A 15,400-nucleotide genomic window follows, 5' to 3' on the forward strand; every position below is an offset into this window, starting at 1 on the left:
CTTCAGCTCCTTGCCAGCAGACCGCGGCTGCGCAGCACCCACCGCTCCAGCGGGCTGAAGATCAGCAGGTCGATGGCGATGCCGACGATCAGGATGAGCAGGATGGCGAAGAACACCATCGACATGGAACTGGTGTTGCGGCCGTTCTCCAGCAACTGGCCGAGGCCCACGCCGAGGTCGGGGGAGGACGCGATGATCTCCGCGGCCATCAGCGAACGCCAGGAGAACGCCCAGCCCTGCTTCAGACCCGCGAGATAGCCGGGCAGCGCGGCCGGCATCACGATGTGCCAGGTGCCCTTCAGACCCGTCGCGCCCAGCGTGCGGCCGGCCCGCAGGAACAGCGGCGGCACCTGGTCGACGCCGGACACCAGCCCGTTGGCGATAGAGGGGACCGCGCCCAGCAGGATCACCGCGAACATCATCCGGTCGTTCAGGCCCAGCCAGATCACGGCCGGCGGCACCCACGCCACGGACGGCAGGGACTGCAGGCCGGACAGGATCGGCCCGATCGCCGCGCGCACGAACCGCACACGCGCCACCAGCAGGCCCAGCGGCGTGCCGATGACCAGCGCCAGCAGGAAACCGAGCAGACCGCGCGAGACGGACGTCCAGATGTACTCGTGCAGGGTGCCCTGCAGCCAGGCCTCGCGCAGCTCCCCCCACACGTCGGACGGCGCGGGCAGCTTCGTCGGGTCGTCGGCGACACCCGTCGACACCAGGAGCTGCCAGATGCCCAGCACCAGCGCGACGGCGACGATCGGCGGGAGGATCTTCTGCGTCAGGGTCCTGCGGAACGGCGTACGGCTCGTCTGGACCGTCTCCAGGGCGTCCAGGCCGGCTTCGAGCCCGGCGAGATCGTTGCCGCCGTCCTTGGCGGTCGTCTCAGTGCTGGCCATGGCGGCGGATCTCCCCACGCAGTTCTTCGGTGATCTCCCGGGACAGTTCGGCCACCTCGGCGTCCTCGATGCGGCGCGGCTGCGGGATGCCGACCGTCCACTGCCGGGCGACCCGGCCCGGGCGGGAGGACAGCAGGACGACGCGCTGGGCGAGGCGCACTGCCTCACGCACGTTGTGCGTGACGAACAGGACGGACAGCTGCGTCTCGCGCCAGATACGGGTCAGCTCGTCGTGCAGTACATCGCGCGTGATCGCGTCCAGCGCCGCGAACGGCTCGTCCATCAGCAGCAGCTTGCTGTCCTGGGCGAGCGCCCGCGCCATGGCGACGCGCTGGCGCATACCGCCGGACAGCTCGTGCACCCGCTTGCCGTACGCGCCCTTCAGGCGGACCAGTTCGAGGAGCTCCTCGGAGCGCTCGCGCCGCTCCGCCTTGGCGACCCCGCGCAGCTTCAGGGCGAGTTCGATGTTCTTGCCCGCGGTCAGCCACGGGAACAGGGCGTGCTCCTGGAACATCAGCGCCGGGCGGCCGTCGGTCGTGATGCTGCCCGCGCTGGGCCGGTCCAGCCCGGCCACCAGGTTCAGCAGCGTCGACTTGCCGCAGCCGGACGCGCCGAGGAGGGTGACGAACTCGCCGGGCGCGACGTCGAGCGTGATGTCGTCGAGGACGAGCTGCTGTCCGGCGGGGCCGGCGAAGGACTTCGAGACGTGGTCGATGCGCGCGGCGTGCTCCACGGACGCAGCCGTGTCGGCGGCCTTGGCGAGGGCGGTTGCCATGGTCGTCACCTCCTGTGAACTCATCGGGTGCGGTGGTTACTTGACGCCGAGACCGGCGTCGTCGACTTCGGGCCTGCCCTCGGCCTTGAGGACCTTGTTCAGCGGGGCCAGGTCGTAGATGCCGGTCAGGTCCGGCTGCTGCAGCAGCCCCGCCTTGACCGCGTGCTCGGCCTCGGTGTTCAGCGTGGCCGCCAGCGGGTCGTCGATGACCTGGATGGACTGCCACGCCGGGTCGAGCACACCGGCCGGGAGCGGCTTGCCGGTGTCGGCCTTCAGCTGGGCGTTCGCCGCGGCCTTCGCCCGGTCCGGGTTGGCGCCGATCCACTTGTTGGCCTTCACCGAGGCGCGCAGGACGGCCTCCACGGCCTGCGGGTGATCCTTCAGGAAGCTCTGCGACACGATCACGTTGGTGATCACGAACTTCTTGTCGGGCCACAGGCCGGCCTCGTCCAGCAGCACCTTCCCGCCCTCGGCGACCAGCTTGGACGCGGTCGGCTCGGGCACCCAGGCACCGTCGATCGAGCCGGACCTGTACGCGTCCGGCGTGATCTTGTTGTCCGTACGGACCACCGACACGTCACCCTGGCCGCTCTCGGCGTCGACCTTCCAGCCCTGCTCGGAGATCCAGTTGAGGAACGCCACGTCCTGGGTGTTGCCGAGCTGCGGTGTGGCGATCTTCTTGCCCTTGACGTCCTTCAGGGACTTGATCTTCTTAGGGTTCACGACCAGCTTCACGCCGCCCGAGGCCGAACCGGAGACGATCCGCAGGTTCTTGCCGCCCGACTTGATGTAGCCGTTGATCGCGGGGGAGGGACCGATCCAGCCGATGTCGATGGAGCCGGAGTTCAGCGCCTCGATCTCGGAGGGACCGGCGTTGAACGTCGAGTACTGCGCCGTGGTGCCGCCCAGCTCCTTCTGGAACAGCCCCTCGTGCCGGCCGACCAGCGCGGTGGCGTGGGTGAGGTTCCCGAAGTAGCCGATCTTCACCGAGTCCAGGCCGTCGACCTTGGCCGCCCCGGCGACGGCCTGCTCGGTGTTCTCCTTGGCCTGCGAGCCGTAGCCGCACGCCGCGAGGGCGAGCAGCGGCAGCGCGGCCAGGACGGCGAACGTCCGTCGCAGGGCGGGGGTGGCAGGCACGGAGGGGTTCCTCTCGGTGGCCCGGCGCTCACGCCCTCAGCAGGTCGTGGCCGGGAGGTCGGCGGGTTCGTCCGGAGCGGCGCGCATGAGGTGCGCGCGGGTCAGCGCACACATCGCGCCACTCCGCCCTGCCCGCTGCCGAGCCGGCCGCTGCCGACGCGGCCGCCCTCCTTCGCGAACGTGGAGTAGACGTCGTAGGGCTTCATGTCAGAAGTCCCACCCGTCGTCGTCGGCCTCGTCCTTGACCGGCTCCGGCGAGGCGAACGACTCGCCGACCATGCCCGCGGTGAGCGTGGTGCCGTCGCTGGGGTCGATCAGGATGAACGATCCTGTGCGGCGCGAGTCGGCGTAGGAGTCGACCGGCAGCGGCTCGGCGGTACGGATCTTCACCCGGCCGATGTCGTTGGCGACGAGGTGCCCCGGGTGCGGGTGCAGGGACAGGTCGTCGAGCGTGAGCCGCGACGGGATGTCCTTGACGATGGCCTTGACCGTGCGGGTGCCGTGCTTGAGCAGCACACGGTGCCCGACGGTCAGCGGGGCGTCGGCGACATGGCAGACGGTGGCCTCGATGTCCTGCGTGGTCGCGGGCGCGTCCTTGGTCGGCACGAGCAGGTCGCCGCGCGAGATGTCGATGTCGTCCTCCAGGAGGACGGTCACCGACTGGGTGGTCCAGGCGATGTCGACCGGCTCGCCCAGCAGGTCGATGCCGGAGATCTTCGACGTACGGCCCGACGGCAGCACGGTCACCGACTCGCCGACGCGGAACGAACCGGCGGCGATCTGACCGGCGTAGCCCCGGTAGTCGGGGTGCTCGGCGGTCTGCGGGCGGATCACGTACTGCACGGGCAGCCGGGCGTGGCAGTGGCTCAGGTCGTGGGTGACCGGGACCGTCTCCAGGTGCTCCAGGAAGGTCGGTCCGCCGTACCAGTCCATGTTCGAGGACGGGTCCACCACGTTGTCGCCGGCCAGCGCAGAGATCGGGATCGCGGTGATCTCCGGGACGCCCAGTTCGAGTGCGTACGCCGTGAACTCCTCGGCGATGGCGGCGAACACGGACTCCTGGTAGTCGACCAGGTCCATCTTGTTGACGGCGAGGACGACGTGGGGGACGCGCAGCAGAGCCGCGATCGCCGCGTGCCGGCGGGTCTGCTCGACGACGCCGTTGCGGGCGTCGACCAGGATCACCGTCAGCTCGGCCGTCGAGGCGCCGGTGACCATGTTGCGGGTGTACTGCACATGGCCGGGGGTGTCGGCGAGGATGAACCGGCGCCGGGGCGTGGCGAAGTAACGGTACGCCACGTCGATCGTGATGCCCTGTTCGCGCTCGGCCCGCAGGCCGTCGGTGAGCAGGGCGAGGTCGGGGGCGTCCTGGCCGCGGCTCGCGGAGGCGCGCTCGACGGCCTCCAGCTGGTCGGTGAGGATCGACTTGGAGTCGTGCAGCAGCCGGCCCACCAGGGTGGACTTGCCGTCGTCGACGGAGCCGGCGGTGGCGAACCGCAGCAGCGTGGTGGCCGAGAGCTCCTCGGTCGTGGTCGTGCTCATGCTTAGAAGTACCCCTCGCGCTTGCGGTCTTCCATCGCGGCCTCGGACATCTTGTCGTCGGCACGGGTCGCGCCGCGCTCGGTGAGCCGGGACGCGGCGATCTCGGTGATGACCTGCTCCAGCGTCAGGGCGTCCGAGTCGACGGCACCGGTGCAGGACATGTCGCCCACGGTCCGGTAGCGCACGAGCCGCTTCTCCACGGTCTCGCCGTCCTTCGGGCCGCCCCACTCGCCGGCGGTCAGCCACATGCCGGCCCGCTTGAACACCTCACGCTCGTGCGCGAAGTAGATCTCCGGCAGCTCGATGCCCTCACGGGCGATGTACTGCCAGACGTCCAGTTCGGTCCAGTTGGACAGCGGGAACACGCGGACGTGTTCGCCGGGGGCGTGGCGGCCGTTGTAGAGGTTCCACAGTTCGGGGCGCTGCCGGCGCGGGTCCCACTGCGAGAACTCGTCCCGCAGGCTGAACACCCGCTCCTTGGCCCGCGCCTTCTCCTCGTCCCGGCGTCCGCCGCCGAAGACGGCGTCGAACTTCTCGGCCTGGATCTTCTCGGTGAGGGGCAGGGTCTGGAGGGGGTTGCGGGTGCCGTCGGGGCGTTCGCGGAGCACACCGCGGTCGATGTAGTCCTGTACGGAGGCCACATGGAGGCGGAGCCCATGTGCGGCCACCACACGGTCGCGGTAGTCGAGGACCTCGGGGAAGTTGTGTCCGGTGTCCACATGCAGCAGGGAGAAGGGGATCGCCGCGGGGGCGAACGCCTTCAGCGCCAGGTGCAGCATGACGATGGAGTCCTTGCCGCCGGAGAACAGGATCACCGGCCGCTCGAACTCACCCGCGACCTCACGGAAGATGTGCACCGCCTCGGACTCCAACGCGTCCAGGTGCGAGAGGGCGTACGGGCTGGCCGTACCCTCCTCCAGCGTGGCGACGGTCGTCGTCATGCCAGTCCCCTTTCGGTGAGCAGGGCGTACACCGACGCCGCGGACTCCTGCACGGTCTGGTCCTGGGACTCGATGCGCAGATCGGGCGACTCGGGCGTCTCGTACGGGTCGTCGACCCCCGTCAGCCCGGTCAGCTCGCCCGCGGCCTGCTTGGCGTACAGACCCTTCACATCGCGTACGGAGCACACCTCGACCGGCGTGGCCACGTGGATCTCCAGGTACGCCGCCCCGCTGCCCTGGTGACGCTTGCGTACCGCGTCACGGCTGTCGGCGTAGGGCGCGATCACCGGGACGAGCGCCTTGACGCCGTTGCGGGCGAGCAGTTCGGCGAGGAAGCCGATGCGCTGCACGTTGGTGTGCCGGTCCTCGCGGCTGAAGCCGAGGCCCGCCGAGATGAACTCGCGGATCTCGTCGCCGTCGAGCACCTCGACGCGGTGGCCCTCCTCGCGGAGCCGGCCGGCCAGCTCGTAGGCGATGGTGGTCTTGCCGGCGCTCGGCAGACCCGTGAGCCAGACGGTGGCTCCGCTCGTCACGTGGTTCTCCAAATTCGTAGCAAGCTCGGTCATGGTCAGCCGTGCAGCCCGCACTCGGTCTTGGCGTTGCCCGCCCAGCGGCCGGCGCGCGCGTCCTCGCCCGCCAGCACCCGGCGGGTGCAGGGGGCGCAGCCGACGGAGGCGTAGCCGTCCATCAGGAGGGGGTTCGTCAGGACGCCGTGCTCGGTGACGTAGGCGTCCACGTCGTCCTGGGTCCAGCGGGCGATCGGGGAGATCTTCACCTTCTGGCGCTTGTCGTCCCAGCCCACGACCGGGGTGTTCGCCCGGGTCGGGGACTCGTCGCGGCGCAGTCCGGTCGCCCAGGCCACGTAGCCCTTGAGGCCCCGCTCCAGCGGCTCGACCTTGCGCAGCTTGCAGCACAGGTCGGGGTCGCGGTCGTGCAGCTTGGGGCCGTACTCGGCGTCCTGCTCGGCGACCGTCTGACGCGGCGTCAGCGTGATGACGTTGACGTCCATCACGGCCTCGACCGCGTCGCGGGTGCCGATGGTCTCCTCGAAGTGGTAGCCGGTGTCGAGGAACACCACGTCGACGCCGGGCATCGCGCGGGAGGCGAGGTGGGCGACCACCGCGTCCTCCATCGACGAGGTCACGCAGAAGCGCTTGCCGAAGGTGTCCGTCGCCCACTGGAGGATCTCCAGCGCGGAGGCGTCCTCCAGGTCACGGCCCGCCTGCTCGGCGAGCGCCTTGAGATCCTCGGTCGTGCGCTCTTCCTGAACCGCGGTCATGTCTCGTCTCCCCCTGCGTCGTTGGGCTGAAGGCCACGGGCGAGCAGCCCGAGGAACTTCAACTGGAATGCGCGGTTGCACGCCGCGCATTCCCATGCGCCGTGGCCCTGCTCGCTGGGACGCAGGTCCTCGTCGCCGCAGTAGGGGCAGTAGAAGGGGGCGGCCCGCTCGCTCATGAGAGGGCCTCCTCGGAGGCGCGTGCGGCCCAGGTCGCGAACCGCTCGCCGTCCTCACGCTCGTCCTGGAACCGCTTGAGGACCCGCTCGACATAGTCGGGCAGCTCGTCGGACGTGACCTTCAGGCCACGCACCTTGCGTCCGAACCCGGCCTCCAGGCCGAGCGCGCCGCCCAGGTGCACCTGGAAGCCCTCGACCTGCTCGCCCTGGTCGTTGACGACCAGCTGGCCCTTGAGACCGATGTCCGCGACCTGGATACGGGCGCAGGCGTTCGGGCAGCCGTTGATGTTGATGGTGATCGGCTCGTCGAAGTCCGGGATCCGGCGCTCCAGCTCGTCGATCAGGGAGGAGCCGCGCGCCTTGGTCTCGACGATGGCGAGCTTGCAGTACTCGATGCCGGTGCAGGCCATGGTGCCGCGCCGGAACGGGGACGGCTTGGCGGTCAGGTCCAGCGCCTCCAGGGCCTCGACCAGCGACTCGACCTGCGTCTCCTCGACGTCGAGCACGATCATCTTCTGCTCGACGGTGGTACGGACCCGGCCCGAGCCGTGCGCCTCGGCCAGCTCGGCGATCTTCGTGAGCGTGGCGCCGTCGACGCGGCCGACGCGCGGGGCGAAACCGACGTAGAAGAGGCCGTCGTTCTGCCGGTGCACACCGACGTGGTCGCGCCAGCGCTCCACGGGCTGGGCGGGCGCGGGGCCGTCGACGAGCTTCCGCTTGAGGTACTCGTCCTCCAGGACCTGCCGGAACTTCTCCGTGCCCCAGTCGGCGACCAGGAACTTCAGGCGGGCGCGGGTGCGCAGCCGCCGGTAGCCGTAGTCGCGGAAGATCGAGATGACGCCCTCGTAGACGTCCGCGACCTCGTCCAGCGGCACCCAGGCGCCGAGCCGGACGCCGATCTTGGGGTTGGTGGACAGGCCGCCGCCGACCCAAAGGTCGAAGCCGGGGCCGTGCTCGGGGTGGTTCACGCCGACGAAGGCGATGTCGTTGATCTCGTGCGCCACGTCGAGCAGCGGCGAGCCGGAGATCGCGGACTTGAACTTGCGGGGCAGGTTCGAGAAGTCCTTGTTGCCGATGATCCGGCGGTTGATCTCCTCGATGGCCGGGGTGCCGTCGATGATCTCGTCCGCGGCGATGCCGGCGACGGGCGAGCCGAGGATCACGCGGGGCGTGTCACCGCAGGCCTCGGTGGTGGACAGGCCGACGGCCTCCAGACGGTCCCAGATCTCGGGCACGTCCTCGATCCGGATCCAGTGGTACTGCACGTTCTGCCGGTCGGTGATGTCGGCGGTGCCGCGCGCGAACTCCTGCGAGATCTCGCCGATGACGCGCAGCTGCTCGGTGGTCAGCCGACCGCCGTCGATCCGCACCCGCAGCATGAAGTACTTGTCGTCCAGCTCCTCCGGCTCCAGGATCGCGGTCTTGCCGCCGTCGATCCCGGGCTTGCGCTGGGTGTAGAGCCCCCACCAGCGCATCCGGCCGCGAAGATCGTTCGGGTCGATGGAGTCGAAGCCGCGCTTGGAGTAGATCGTCTCAATGCGTGTCCGCACATTGAGACCGTCATCGTCCTTCTTGAACTGTTCGTTGCCGTTGAGCGGGGTGAAGTGCCCCGCGGCCCACTGACCCTCACCGCGGTGACGGCTCACCTTGCGGCGGGGAGTCGCGGCGGCAGGCTTCTGCGGGGTGGCGGCCATGGTTGATACGTCCTTCGGGACAGGCGGGAAAGCGGCTCTGACCTGCGCATACGGGCGCATGGGTATAGGTGCGCGTCGTTGCGCGGGAATGAAGCGGAAAAGAGGGAGATGTCGGGCGCAGCGAGGCTGTCAGCGCGCCGGACAGATGGCGCTGGACATGCGGCCGAGGTCGACGTGCCGCCGACTCACCAAGGCAATCCCAGTTCCAGACATGACGGAAGCGTGGCATGGCGATCTGGACACAGTCCAGCTTCGTCCATCATGCGGACACCCTTGTCTCGTAGAGCGAGACAAGGGTGTCGTCGGTCACATGGCCGTATTGGGCCGTTTCTGCCCAGGTCAGGCTGGGTAGGCCCCGGGCCACGGTCCGGGCGTGGCCGCCTCGGCCTCCGCCTCGACCTTGGTGTCGAAGAGCGTGAAGCCGCGGCGCTGATAGTTGGCCATGGCATGCTCGCCGTCCTTGCTGCAGGTGTGCAGCCATACCCGCTTCGTCGGCCCCAGCCCCGGCCAGCGATCCGCCAGGTCCCAGGCGCGCGCGGCGCCGTACGCCAGCAGATGCCCACCGATACGGCGGCCGCGGAAGGCCGGGATCAGGCCGAAGTACTCGATCTCCACGACCCCGTCGTCCTGCGGGCCCAGCTCCACATACCCCGCGGGCGTTCCCCGGTCGTAGGCCACCCACGTCTCGACCCCCGGACGCTCCAGGTGCTCCCGCCACCGCGCGTACGTCCAGCCGAGCCGGTCGATCCACAGGATGTCCCCGCCGACCGAGGCGTACAGGTAGCGGCTGAACTCGGGGGAGGGCACCTCGGCGCGGACGATCCTGACGTCACCCTGCGGGGCGGCGGCCGGGAGGAGGTCGTCGGGGGAGGTCTGCTCCAGGGACCAGGTGGTCACGGGGATGTTGGTCATGACCGCCAGGGAATCACCCGAGTGGCCGATCTGTCGATCGGTGTCCACCCGGGGGCTCCCTCGGCGGTCGGCCGCGGACGGCTAGCCGAGCGCCCCGTCGATCGACTCCAGCGGCATCGCGAACAGCATCCGGCCCGACTGGGACCAGACCTCGCCGGTGGCCTCCCAGTACGACAGGGGGCCGGCCTGCAGGCCCCAGCACCTGGGGGCGTTCTGCTCGCCGCAGCGGGTCGCCTCGGCGCCCTCGGCGTCCTGGCGCCACAAGCTGCCGTGCCGGTCGGTGCTGCCCGGAGCCCGGCCGACGTACCAGGCCGGGTCCTGCGCCCCGCTCGCCCGGTGAGACAGGACGCCCTCGATGCCGGACGCGTCCGTCTCGTACGCCTCGACCGCGGACGCGGATCCGGTGGCGTCGGTGGCCAGCAGGCCGGGGCGGGCCGGGTCCTTGTCGAAGTCGTAGCGCCACAGGCGGGCGGGCCGGTCGCTGTCGGCCGCCGTGCGCTCGCTCGCGACCAGGCTGTCGGGTGCCGTGCTGCGGTCGAGGGAGATGCCGCCGAGGTGCGGCGCGGCGCTCGCGCCGGTCAGGCGGTACGAGCCGACGGCCGGCAGCACGAAGCGGTGGCCGTGGGCCGACCAGCCCGCCGCCACCCGGCCCACCGCGGCGCTGTCGACCGTGGTGCGCTGGACGCGGTTCATGTCGTACACGTACAGGCCGTCGGCGGCGGTGACCAGCAGCTTGTCCTGGTACCAGACCATGCCGGAGAGACGGGAGGTCAGCGCGCGGTAGTCGCGTCCGCCGTCCACCGGGACGACCAGGAGGGCGGAGGCGTACCTCAGGTGGGCCAGGTCGTTCGCGTCGACGAACGAGACCCGGGCGAGCCCTCGGTCGGCGGTGCCCTCGTTCCAGCCGGAGAGGATCACCCGATTGTCGTTCCACCAGCCGTCGTCGTCGGCGTCGCCCGAGGTGGTGACGGCACCCGCCCGCCAGGTCCGGGTGTCGGCGGCGTCCCAGCAGTACGCGCGCGTGGCCGTCGGCGCGACCGGCAGCGCCGAGCGCTCGGTGGCCGTACAGCCGGCCGCGTCGCGCAGACTCCGGTCGGCGGTCTCCAGGACGGCGCTCACACCGACCGGCTTGCCCATCCCGGAGGAGAGTCCGTCGAGCGTGGCCTGCGGGACCGACTGCTCCTGAAGTCGCAGCGCGCCGGTGTCGGCGGCCCTGGTGAGAGGCGTCAGCGCCCCGGGGTTGTCGCCGACCGTGGCCTGCGAGGCGCTGATCATCGTGGCGGCGGCGGTGAGTGCCAGGGCGGTTCCGGCGAGGAACGCGCGCACCGCACGTCCCTGCTTGCGTCGACGGTGTCTGCCGCGGTGCTTCATCAAACCTCCCGAGGCGAGCCAACTGCGGCTATTGGTCCGAGTGTTGACCAAAGAAGCAGGTGGGGTGGCCCGTACAGGGATGCTACGGCAGTTGAGCACGCTTGCGGAGTAAGACCCTGCAAATATGCGGAAGAAGGATCCGTACTCAGGGCATGTCGGCCGAGATCCGCCCACGCACCACCGCGGGCGCCGTCGAGTGCGGCAGCAGCTCGCGCGGATCGTCCGGCAACAGCACCTCGACGTCCGCGTCCTCGCAGAAGCGGTACGGCCGGTGCTCCAGAAGTCCCCCGAGATAGCGCCGTACCCGCGACAGCTCGGCCCGCACCGTCACGGTACGGCCCGGGTCCCCGAACATGTCATCGGCCAGCCCGGCGGCACTGCGGCCACCCCGGTGCAGGGCCAGCAGATACAGCAACTCGGCGTGCCGGGGGCTCAGTTCATGACTCCAGGTGCCCGCGCCGGCGGACACCGTCATCGACCAGCGGCGCGGCTGCGTCAGATCCAGCGCGATCCGCGTCGCCCCGGGCGGCGCCGGCTCGTCCGCGGGCCGCAGGAGCCAGCCGCCCGCGAGCGGTTCCACCGCGCACAGCCCCAGCGGCAACAGCCACCGCAGGCCCGGCGACAGCGCCTTGGGCAGCGAGATCCGGCTCGTGTACGGCATCCCGGTCACCGCGGCCGTCCAGCCGTCCCGGTCCACCACCAGGGCCCGCCCGGTCAGCCGCGCCAGCACCGGCGCCGCCACCGCGCGCAGCCGCTCCAGCGAGGTCACATGCAGCTCCCGCAGCCGGGCCTCGGCGAGCTTGGCCACCGAGTCGACCCAGGCGAGCGTCGCCGGGTGCATGGTCTCCAGCGGGCCGCTGACATCGACCACGCCGAGCAGCCGGCCGTCGCGTGGATCCGTGATGGGGGCGCCCGTGCAGGTCCAGGAGGTCTGCGAGCGGTGGAAGTGCTCGGAGGCGAAGACCTGTACGGGGCGGCGCACCACGACCGGGGTGCCGATGCCGTTCGTACCGACGACGTCTTCCCGCCAGTCGGCGCCGAGTTCGAAGCCGAGGCCGTCGGCCCTGCGCAGCACCGAGGAGTTGCCCTCCCGCCACAGCACCCGGCCCTCGCCGTCGGCGACGACCATGATGTGGTGGGCGATGTCGGCGACCGAAAGCAGCCCCTCGCGCAGCACCGGCAGCACATGTCTGAGCGCGGTGGACTCCCGACGCCGCTGCACCTCCTCGCGGGGCAGCACCCCGGACCGGAAGTCGTGGTCCGGATCGACCCCGCCGCGCAGCATGCGCTCCCAGGACTGCTCGATCACCGGGCGCGGCGCGACGGGCGTGCGCTGTCCGGCGAGTGCGGCGGCGCGGACCTCGCTCAGTACTCGCGCCGCCCGTGCCGCGTCCAAGGGTCCTCCCGGGAGAAGCGTTCTCATCCTGACCGTGCGTCTCATAGTGCCGCCCCGCCGAGCGCGGAGGGACACAGTCCGCACACAGTCGCCGACAAGTTGCAACCCCTTGCAACCCTGGTGGACCGCCCTGGCTTGATTGAAACTTGAGCGACGCCGTTTCGAGCGGCGTTCGCGGCCTCGAACGGGCCATGGCGGGGGTGGTGCCGTGTCGGCGCAGCACCACCCCTTGCCTCCGGCGGTTGGGCGGCGTTGCGCTTCAGAGGGTGCTGGTTGACGTGCGTCGGCGGCTGCGGGCGCGTTGTGGCTGGTCGCTCCCCCAAGCTCTCGGCTTCGCTCGAGCAGGGGGGACCCCCATCGCGGCGGAGCCGCATATCGATACAGCCCCGCGCCCCCGGCCGCCGTCAGGCCTGCGGCCTTGACCGGGCCACGATCGAGGGCAGATTCACGGTGTGCGGCAGGGTGCCGAACGCCGCGCCTCCGTCGTTGCCCAAGCGGGACGCGCAGAACGCGTCGGCCACCTCCGGTGGCGCGAACCTGACCAGAAGCGAACCCTGCAGGACCAGCGCGAGGCGTTCCGTCAGGCGCCGGGCGCGTGCCTCGATGCCCTCCAGGTCGGCCAGTTCCGTCAACAGCCCCTTGATCGCCCCGTCCAGGCGGTGATCGGCGCCGCGTGCCTTGCCGACCTCCCGCAGATAGGCGTCGAGCGCCGCCGGCTCCCGCTGCAACGCCCGCAGCACGTCCAGCGCCTGGACGTTGCCCGCGCCCTCCCAGATCGAGTTCAGCGGTGACTCGCGCACCAGCCGCGGCATCCCGGACTCCTCGACGTACCCGTTGCCGCCCAGGCACTCGGCGGCCTCGACCGTGACCGGCGTACACCGCTTGGTCACCCAGTACTTGGCGGCCGGCACCGCGATTCGCAGCAGCGCCCGCTCCTGTTCGCCGCCGTCGTCGTAGGCGGCCGCGAGCCGCAGCGCGAGGGTGGTCGCCGCCTCGGACTCGACGGCCAGGTCGGCCAGGACGTTGCGCATGAGCGGCTGGTCGACGAGCTTCGCGCCGAACGCGGCGCGGTGGGTGCAGTGATGGATCGCCTGCGCGACGGCCTGCCGCATCAGCCCCGCCGAGCCGAGCACACAGTCGAGCCGGGTCGCCGCCACCATCTCGATGATGGTGCGCACCCCGCGCCCCTCGTCACCGACCCGGCGCGCCCACGTCCCGTCGAACTCGACCTCGGCGGACGCGTTCGACCGGTTGCCCAGCTTGTCCTTCAGCCGCTGGATCAGGAACACGTTGCGGCTGCCGTCCTCCAGCACGCGCGGCACGAGGAAGCAGGTCAGACCCTCCGGCGCCTGGGCGAGCACCAGGAACCCGTCCGACATGGGAGCCGAGCAGAACCACTTGTGCCCGGTCAGCGCGTACGTCCCGGCCTCCGCGAGGGCAGTGGCGGCCGTCGTGCCCGCGCGCACGTCGCTGCCGCCCTGCTTCTCCGTCATGCCCATACCGAACAGGGCCCCGGCCTTCTGCCCCGCCGGGCGCAGATCACGGTCGTAGACCGTCGACGTCAGTCTCGGCTCCCACTCGGCGGCCAGGCCGGGGTCGGTGCGCAGGGCGGGAATCGCCGCGTGGGTCATGGACAGGGGGCAGCCGTTGCCCGCCTCGACCTGCGTCCAGAGCAGGAAGGCCGCCGCCCGGCGCACATGCCCGCCGGGCCGCCCCCAGGCCGCGGTGAGCCCCACAGAGACACCCTTGCCGAGCAGCCGGTGCCAGGACGGATGGAAGTCGACCTCGTCGACACGGTGGCCGTAGCGGTCGTGCGTCCGCAGCCGTGGCGGGTGCTCGTTCGCCTGGACCCCCCACTCCTGCACCTGCGCCGACCCACAGGTCCGTCCGAAGGAGGTCAGTTCCCCGCGGACCTCGTCCAGGAGCTCGGGCACGACGTGACGCTCGACGGCCTCGGACAGGGCCCGGTCGCAGCTGTAGACGTCGTGGCCGACCAGGGGCGGAGGCTGGTTGGTCACCGAGTGCGTGCTGCCTGCCATGACTGCGAACCTATCCCTTGGCGGGGGATCCGGCGCCGCGACGAGTGGCGCGCCGCACGGCGGATACCTTTAGGTCGTGCAGCCAGCAAGTGAATCGTCCCCCCAGCGCTCCTCCGGTCGTCTCCACCGGGCGCGTGTCCTCTACCGGAACGTCTCCAAGCGCAGGACCGCCTGGCTGTTGCTCAAGGACACCGTCAACTCCTGCATCGAGTACCGCATCCTCGGTCTCGCGGCCGAGGCCGCGTTCTTCACGCTGCTGTCCGTGCCGCCGCTCCTGCTCAGCCTCATCGGCCTCCTCGGATACGTCGACGACTGGACCGGCACCGACAGCATCTCGAGCCTGGAGACCAACCTCCTGGAGGCCTCCCGCACCGTCCTGTCCGACAAGGGCGTGCGGCAGATCGCGCAGCCGATCCTGGACGACGTGATGAACGGCGGGCGCCCCGACGTGATCTCCGTCGGCTTCCTGTTCGCCCTGTGGTCGGGGTCGCGGGCGGTGAACGTCTTCATAGACACCATCACCGTGATGTACGGCCTCGACGGCGTCCGCGGCATCGTCAGGACGCGCCTGGTGGCGTTCCTGCTGTTCATCGCGGCGCTGCTGATCGGCTCGGTGGCGCTGCCGCTGATGGTGGCGGGGCCGGACGCGGTGGTACGGATCGTGCCCTGGTCGGAGACCCTGGTGCAGGTCCTGTACTGGCCGGTCGTGATCATCCTGTCGATCGCGTTCCTGACGACGCTGTACCACGTGTCCGTGCCGGTCCGCTCACCCTGGATCGAGGACGTGCCCGGCGCGCTGGTCGCCCTCGGCATGTGGGTGCTGGGCAGCTTCCTGCTGCGCATCTACCTGACGAACACGATCGAGGGCGCGTCGATCTACGGCTCCCTCGCAGCCGCCGTCGCCGTGATGCTGTGGATCGGTGTGTCCGCGTTCGCCGTGCTCGTCGGGGCCGCGGTCAACGCCGCGATCGACCGGGTCTGGCCGGCCGCCGCGACGGCCGCGGCCCGCGCCGCGAACGAGCGGATGCGTGAGGCCCAGGTCGCCGAGTACGTGGCCCGCGCCGCCGCGAGCCGCGAGTCCGCCCCGGACGATCCGGACGACCCGGACATGCCGTCGGAGTTCCCCGAGCGCTGGTCCCGCTTCCTGCCACCGGAGGACCTGACGTCGAGGCTGCGGACCCATGTGAAGAGCCCGCACCACCCGCACCACCCGCCGCACAAGCCGGAGGATTCCTAGCGGCT

General features: G+C 70.7%; 15 protein-coding genes. 1 reads left to right on the forward strand and 14 read right to left on the reverse strand.

What is annotated here, in order from left to right:
• Positions 1-2: 2 nt before the first annotated feature.
• The 14 genes from EAO75_RS15620 to EAO75_RS15685 all read right to left on the reverse strand — a co-directional run bounded on the left by EAO75_RS15620 (position 3) and on the right by EAO75_RS15685 (position 14,158).
• Positions 3-896, reverse strand: a complete 894-nt coding sequence (locus EAO75_RS15620; RefSeq protein WP_147995669.1) for an ABC transporter permease — start codon at positions 894-896, stop codon at positions 3-5.
• Positions 883-1,671, reverse strand: a complete 789-nt coding sequence (locus EAO75_RS15625; protein WP_147995670.1) for an ABC transporter ATP-binding protein — start codon at positions 1,669-1,671, stop codon at positions 883-885. The genes EAO75_RS15620 and EAO75_RS15625 overlap by 14 nt, the downstream gene beginning before the upstream one ends.
• 36 nt (positions 1,672-1,707) lie before the next feature.
• Positions 1,708-2,808 carry an aliphatic sulfonate ABC transporter substrate-binding protein gene (locus EAO75_RS15630; protein WP_147995671.1) on the reverse strand — a complete coding sequence of 367 codons (1,101 nt, stop codon included), beginning with the start codon at positions 2,806-2,808 and terminating at the stop codon, positions 1,708-1,710.
• Positions 2,809-3,015: 207 nt separating this feature from the next.
• Positions 3,016-4,350, reverse strand: a complete 1,335-nt coding sequence (locus EAO75_RS15640) for a sulfate adenylyltransferase subunit 1 (protein WP_147995673.1) — start codon at positions 4,348-4,350, stop codon at positions 3,016-3,018.
• Positions 4,351-4,352: 2 nt separating this feature from the next.
• A complete protein-coding gene (gene cysD, locus EAO75_RS15645) occupies positions 4,353-5,291 on the reverse strand; it encodes a sulfate adenylyltransferase subunit CysD (protein ID WP_147995674.1) in 939 nt (312 codons plus the stop codon).
• Entirely contained in the window at positions 5,288-5,857 is a 570-nt protein-coding gene (cysC, locus tag EAO75_RS15650) for an adenylyl-sulfate kinase (protein ID WP_147995675.1), read from the reverse strand. The genes cysD and cysC overlap by 4 nt, the downstream gene beginning before the upstream one ends.
• 2 nt (positions 5,858-5,859) lie before the next feature.
• Entirely contained in the window at positions 5,860-6,570 is a 711-nt protein-coding gene (locus EAO75_RS15655) for a phosphoadenylyl-sulfate reductase (protein ID WP_147995676.1), read from the reverse strand.
• A complete protein-coding gene (locus EAO75_RS15660) occupies positions 6,567-6,746 on the reverse strand; it encodes a hypothetical protein (protein WP_147995677.1) in 180 nt (59 codons plus the stop codon). Before EAO75_RS15660 ends, EAO75_RS15655 begins: the two co-directional genes overlap by 4 nt.
• On the reverse strand, positions 6,743-8,440 hold the full coding sequence (locus tag EAO75_RS15665) for a nitrite/sulfite reductase (protein ID WP_147995678.1): 1,698 nt from the start codon (positions 8,438-8,440) through the stop codon (positions 6,743-6,745). The genes EAO75_RS15660 and EAO75_RS15665 overlap by 4 nt, the downstream gene beginning before the upstream one ends.
• Positions 8,441-8,569: 129 nt before the next feature.
• Entirely contained in the window at positions 8,570-8,653 is an 84-nt protein-coding gene (locus EAO75_RS48575) for a putative leader peptide (RefSeq protein ID WP_310591794.1), read from the reverse strand.
• A 126-nt stretch (positions 8,654-8,779) separates the two neighbouring features.
• Positions 8,780-9,352, reverse strand: coding sequence for a GNAT family N-acetyltransferase (locus EAO75_RS15670; RefSeq protein WP_147996020.1), 573 nt, complete (start codon positions 9,350-9,352; stop codon positions 8,780-8,782).
• A gap of 81 nt (positions 9,353-9,433) precedes the next feature.
• A complete protein-coding gene (locus EAO75_RS15675; protein ID WP_147995679.1) occupies positions 9,434-10,723 on the reverse strand; it encodes a hypothetical protein in 1,290 nt (429 codons plus the stop codon).
• 145 nt (positions 10,724-10,868) lie between these two features.
• Entirely contained in the window at positions 10,869-12,119 is a 1,251-nt protein-coding gene (locus EAO75_RS15680; protein WP_261989309.1) for a GAF domain-containing protein, read from the reverse strand.
• Positions 12,120-12,523: 404 nt separating this feature from the next.
• Positions 12,524-14,158 (reverse strand): acyl-CoA dehydrogenase family protein, encoded by a 1,635-nt coding sequence (locus tag EAO75_RS15685; protein ID WP_147995681.1) that lies wholly within the window; start codon positions 14,156-14,158, stop codon positions 12,524-12,526.
• A gap of 76 nt (positions 14,159-14,234) precedes the next feature.
• On the opposite strand from EAO75_RS15685, the gene EAO75_RS15690 reads away from it, so the two are divergent.
• Complete coding sequence (locus EAO75_RS15690; RefSeq protein ID WP_147995682.1) at positions 14,235-15,395, forward strand: YihY/virulence factor BrkB family protein; 1,161 nt, start codon at positions 14,235-14,237, stop codon at positions 15,393-15,395.
• The last annotated feature ends 5 nt before the right edge of the window (positions 15,396-15,400 follow it).

This window comes from Streptomyces sp. UW30 (assembly GCF_008042075.1).
Taxonomy (GTDB): Bacteria; Actinomycetota; Actinomycetes; order Streptomycetales; family Streptomycetaceae; genus Streptomyces.

Excerpts from the sequence above, each read along its gene's own strand:
- EAO75_RS15675 (WP_147995679.1), bottom strand. The coding sequence starts at position 10,723 with ATGAAGCACCGCGGCAGACACCGTCGACGCAAGCAGGGACGTGCGGTG.
- cysD (WP_147995674.1), bottom strand. The coding sequence starts at position 5,291 with ATGACGACGACCGTCGCCACGCTGGAGGAGGGTACGGCCAGCCCGTAC.
- EAO75_RS15660 (WP_147995677.1), bottom strand. The coding sequence starts at position 6,746 with ATGAGCGAGCGGGCCGCCCCCTTCTACTGCCCCTACTGCGGCGACGAG.
- EAO75_RS15625 (WP_147995670.1), bottom strand. The coding sequence starts at position 1,671 with ATGGCAACCGCCCTCGCCAAGGCCGCCGACACGGCTGCGTCCGTGGAG.
- EAO75_RS15670 (WP_147996020.1), bottom strand. The coding sequence starts at position 9,352 with ATGACCAACATCCCCGTGACCACCTGGTCCCTGGAGCAGACCTCCCCC.
- cysC (WP_147995675.1), bottom strand. The coding sequence starts at position 5,857 with ATGACCGAGCTTGCTACGAATTTGGAGAACCACGTGACGAGCGGAGCC.
- EAO75_RS15685 (WP_147995681.1), bottom strand. The coding sequence starts at position 14,158 with ATGGCAGGCAGCACGCACTCGGTGACCAACCAGCCTCCGCCCCTGGTC.
- EAO75_RS15655 (WP_147995676.1), bottom strand. The coding sequence starts at position 6,570 with ATGACCGCGGTTCAGGAAGAGCGCACGACCGAGGATCTCAAGGCGCTC.
- EAO75_RS15665 (WP_147995678.1), bottom strand. The coding sequence starts at position 8,440 with ATGGCCGCCACCCCGCAGAAGCCTGCCGCCGCGACTCCCCGCCGCAAG.
- EAO75_RS48575 (WP_310591794.1), bottom strand. The coding sequence starts at position 8,653 with ATGTCTGGAACTGGGATTGCCTTGGTGAGTCGGCGGCACGTCGACCTC.
- EAO75_RS15620 (WP_147995669.1), bottom strand. The coding sequence starts at position 896 with ATGGCCAGCACTGAGACGACCGCCAAGGACGGCGGCAACGATCTCGCC.
- EAO75_RS15640 (WP_147995673.1), bottom strand. The coding sequence starts at position 4,350 with ATGAGCACGACCACGACCGAGGAGCTCTCGGCCACCACGCTGCTGCGG.